The organism is Rhizobacter sp. P2_H2 (assembly GCF_056403375.1).
In genome coordinates this window covers 1-4,351 of record NZ_JBFUFP010000432.1, presented here as the reverse complement: position 1 = coordinate 4,351, position 4,351 = coordinate 1, and the positions used below count along the sequence as shown (strand labels likewise).

Sequence of the window (4,351 nt, the reverse complement as noted above, 5' to 3'; positions counted from 1 at the left end):
GGTGGGGCGCGGGTCGTTGAAGAGGGCGGTGCCGCCGGCCTGCGCGCCCTCGGCCAGCGCGCGCAGCGACCCGCTGCCCTTGATGACCTGGCCCATGAAATCCTCGCGCGGCGGGTGGCGCGCCAGCAACGTGGCGTCGCCGCGCAGCAGCGCCAGCGAGACGTCGCCCTGCTCGAAGTTCATCGAGCGGTAGAAGCGCTCGAAATACTCGCTCTCGATGCCGACCTGGGCGATGCCGATCATCCGGCCCTGCGGATTGCGCAGCTTGCGCACGAGATAGAAGGTCCATCGGCCGTTGCCGCGGTTCTTGACCGGCTCGGACAGGAACACCTCCAGCGACGGGTTGGACAGGTGGGTCTTCAGGTAGTCGCGGTCGGACACGTTGATGTCGGGCGGCGGGTAGCCGCGCGAGAAATTGACGATGTCGCCCGCGGTGGTCGCGATCGAGATCACGTCGATCTGCGGCAGGTCTTTCTGGCGCTCGCGCATCATGTCGAACACCGATTGCCGGCCGGCGATGCGGCGCAGCGCGACCTCGTCGATCGGCTCGGACTTGTTGATCTCGTCGATCACGCGGCCGAGCACGGCGTCGGCCGCGGCGAGCGTCTGGTCGGCATGGCGCACGGCCAGCGTCGAGAGCTTGGAGAGAAACAGCCGCCAGTCGTCGAGGGCGTCCTGGCGGCTGCGCCAGCTGATGAAACCTGCCGCCGAGAGCGTCAGCACCATCACCAGCAGCCCCACGACCAGCACCGACTGGCTGCGGCGCAGGCCGGGCCGGCGCGGGGCGAGGGTGCTCGCTCCCGAGCCTGCCACTGCATGCGGAACTGCCGGACCCGCCAGATGCCCCTTCCTCATCAGCGGATGATGCCGCGTTTTGGCATCGGCGGACGCTGGGGATTCAGCCGATCAATGGTGTGAGCGCATGGGTCACGCGGTTCATCTGCTCCTCGGTGAGCAGGCCGGAGAGCAGCTGGAAGAAGCGGGGCTGCTCGATGCCGGAGACGATGTACTGCCAGCGGTAGGCCCGCAGCATCACGGCGCGCAGCTGATCCAGTTGCTCCGGCGAGCGCGGGCCGAGCCGGTGAATGAAGTACCGGACGTCGGATTCGCTCTGTGCACGCAGCAGCCCGTCGACGGCGAGCATCAGCGCGATCAGGTCGTCGACCGCCGCATCGCGCTGGGCCGGCGTCAGCCTGGCGTCTTCCCGGTGCCATTCGATCTCGTCGAGCACCGCGTGCTGGGATTCCTCTTTCCAGTGGAAKCGGAACACGTCCCGGAACAGTTCGGACAGCTCAGGATCGGGGTGGATGCTGCGCTGGTAGTGCGTCTGCGTGAAGAGTTCGATGTGGCAGGTCAGCGCCAGGACTGCCCAGGTCGATTTGCTGAGCACCAGGCGGGCGACCGGGTCGGCCTCGGGCACGAACTGGTAGCCGGGCGCCATGCCGGCGGCCATCAGGTGCTCGAGCCGCCGGAACAGCGCCTGGTGCTTCAGCTCTTCGTCGCTGAAGCGGATCAGCGCCTCGAGGGCGATCTGGTCGCCGAACCAGTACTCGCGGCTCACGTCCAGCAGCTTGGCATTGATGAAGCGCTCGACCATGCCGAACATGTTGGCGTAGGTGCGGCCCTGGATCTGGCTGAGCAGGCGTTTCTCGCTGGCGCTGTAGCCCTGCAGCCGGTCGAGCTGCGTCAGCCCGTCGGGCAGGAATTTCTGGTCGAAATCGAAGCTGCGGCTGCGGATGACGTCGCGGTCGATCTCCCAGCGCACGCGTTTCGAGAGCTCGATGCAGCGGGCATAGCGGACGGTGGTTTCGGGATCGGTAACGTCGAGACCGGTGGTTTCAGTGCTCATGATCAGTCCTCCTGAATGTGTGTGCGGATCGGTGGAGCACTGGCGACCCTAGCCACCACAAGAGGAGAAATTGTGCAGTTCACCCTGTTCGCAGCAGGCCCGGCGCACTGCACACGCCACTGCAAACGATGCCAGGCAGAGCACGCAGCGCGCGACGGCGCTGCGGCTGCTGCCGGGCCAGGCTCAGGCCGTGCCCGCGCCGGCCGCGCGTTGCGGCAGGGTGGGACCGGTCTTCGGTCGTCGCCGGCCGACGCGCGTTCGCATCACAGGTGTCGAGAGCGGCGCCCTGACGGCCGCGGCTGCGATCTGGATCGGCTGTGCGAGCCACGCGGGTGGCTGCCAGTCCCCGAACCAGGCGGGTGCGGGCTGTGCGGTCGCACGCGGCGTCAACTGCTCGTCGACGATGCGCCCGAGCTTCATCAGCAAGGCGCGCGCGTAGTCGGCCTCGTCGGCAACGAGGTGCTGCAGTTCGTCCCGGATCTGCATCACCTGCAGCCGCAACTGCTGCACCGGCGCGACATGGGCGTGGCGTTCGATCGCCTCGAGGTGCTCATGGGTCAATCGAGTCATGGATGGGGGCCCTCCGGGTTGGATTGGTTGGGTGGGTTGGCAACACGCTATTACCTTTCAGTGCTTGCGGCGCGGACGCGGCCGTGGCAGCAGTGTCCGGTCCGGCGTGCCAGGGGCGTTCGATCCATGCGAATGGGCGATGGGGAATGCGAAGCTGCCGGGGTGGAGCCCGGGGCCCCGGCTCGGACCGGTGGCCGGTTCAGGGTCTTCGCGGCGACTGCCAGGCTCGGCGATGCGCGACCAGGAGAGGCATCTCGGCCCAGAGGGGCGGAACGGACAAGGCAAGGAGTAGCAAGGCCAGCGGCACCACGCAGATGAAGCCCACGAGCTTGAAGCCCGACGCGCCGATCACGCCGCCCAGCACGAACATGAGGATCAGGCCGGCCGAGCGCTTCATCCGTGCCTTTTCATGCCGAACGAATTGAACTGACGGGGTGTGGCGGGCGTTCCAATAGATCAGCTTGCCCAGTTCCATCCCGAAGTCCGTGATGTTGCCGGTCATGTGCGTGGTGCGGATGCTGCCGCCTGATGTCTTGGAGCCCACCGCGTTCTGGAGGCCCATGATGAATGAGAGCAGCAGCACCGTCACCGGCACCGCAAATGGCGTTGGCCATGTGAGCGTGATGGCGCCCATGATCCCGAAGGGGAACATCAAGGCGGCTTCCAGGAGCAGCGGCAGCGCGTAGATGGCACGCAGCCGGTTCTGGCGGCCCCAGTTGACGAGGACCGCGCACACGGCGGCGCCGATGACGAATGCGCTGATGGCGCCGAGCGCGCTCAGGAAAAGTGCGCCGTTCCCGAGGACTGCGCTGTCGGCGAGCTGCGACGCGAAGCCGGTCATGTGCGACGTATACGTGTGCAGGACCAGGAAGCCCCCGGCGTTCACAGCGCCGGCATTGAAGGCCAGGAGCAGCCCGAGGGTCCAGTTCGTCGAGCGCGAGCGGTGACGGTAGGTGATCAGCTGGAGTCGGCGCATGACGACGCAGGTTACTGCATCGAATGTCGATGGCGGGGCTCGACGGCGGACGCCCAACGGCTGTCTCCCGGTCTCGATAAGCGCGACAATGTATATTATGTCAAATTACTGATGAGGCCCGCCCGTCGGCGGTTGGTTCGAGAAGGTTGGTTGCCGGATGGAAACCTAGCCCTTCTTTCGGCGGTAGTCAGGTGACAACATTTTCCCCCGCAAAAACCGCACTTCGCGACAACATCTTCCACCTCAAGTGCTCTGATTGCGACAACAACGTGGCTCTTGGCCTTACTACTTGCGCGACCGCGACGACAAACGCAGTCTTATCCTCAGCGCGACTTCCGAGCTCGGGCTTCGCTGACTCGTGCCAGCCTTAGGTCAATGACCAAATGGAAGGGCAGCTTGTTGACATCCGCGCCTCAATTTTCCTACATCCCACGTTCCAGGACGCCTTAACGTCTTGACGTCGACCGTTATCAAGATTGCCGTACTGCGGCGTGTGGGCACCTCAGCCTTTTAACGTATGCGACGTGAAGTACTTACCCCAGCACTCTGAACCCTTTGACATGGCGCGCATCCAGAGACCATCGGTGCTGACATGCAGCAGCGCTGCCGGCCACACAATCGGATGCCGCAACGTCTGGCTGCCGGAGCTGTACATGCTCTCGTTTTGAGCGGCAACCCTGGTCACCCAACAGCAAACCACCCGCGTTTCGCTGACCAGTAGGGGTTTGGACGTGACAAAGGCGAACGTCGTTTGACTTTTGCGTCGCGTTGATGATGGTGCCAACGAGATCTACTCGGGCACGCAATGCCGGCCGGCGAGCCAGAACTGCTTGTGACGTTCGCGTACGAGGCGCAGGGTCGGCCGGCATGAACAGTGCCTCAAGAGATGTTCATGCCGACAAGTCTGAGACTCGCGCCGACTGGTCACCAGATGCCTCTTCGCCGAACTGTACGTG

Annotated in this window: 3 protein-coding genes and 1 pseudogene; all 4 read right to left on the bottom strand. The window is 65.0% G+C overall.

The annotated features are described in order from the left end of the window. Window positions 1–813 (bottom strand): annotated as a pseudogene (locus tag AC1D15_RS19695) (hypothetical protein); the annotation flags it as partial. A gap of 85 nt (window positions 814–898) precedes the next feature. Further along, window positions 899–1,849 carry a diiron oxygenase gene (locus tag AC1D15_RS19690; RefSeq protein WP_047512661.1) on the bottom strand — a complete coding sequence of 317 codons (951 nt, stop codon included), beginning with the start codon at window positions 1,847–1,849 and terminating at the stop codon, window positions 899–901. Between the two features lie 183 nt (window positions 1,850–2,032). Next, window positions 2,033–2,419, bottom strand: a complete 387-nt coding sequence (locus AC1D15_RS19685; RefSeq protein WP_156155186.1) for a hypothetical protein — start codon at window positions 2,417–2,419, stop codon at window positions 2,033–2,035. Between the two features lie 199 nt (window positions 2,420–2,618). After that, window positions 2,619–3,395: a YoaK family protein gene (locus AC1D15_RS19680; protein ID WP_477827307.1), complete on the bottom strand. Its 777-nt coding sequence runs from the start codon at window positions 3,393–3,395 to the stop codon at window positions 2,619–2,621. Between the last annotated feature and the right edge of the window lie 956 nt (window positions 3,396–4,351).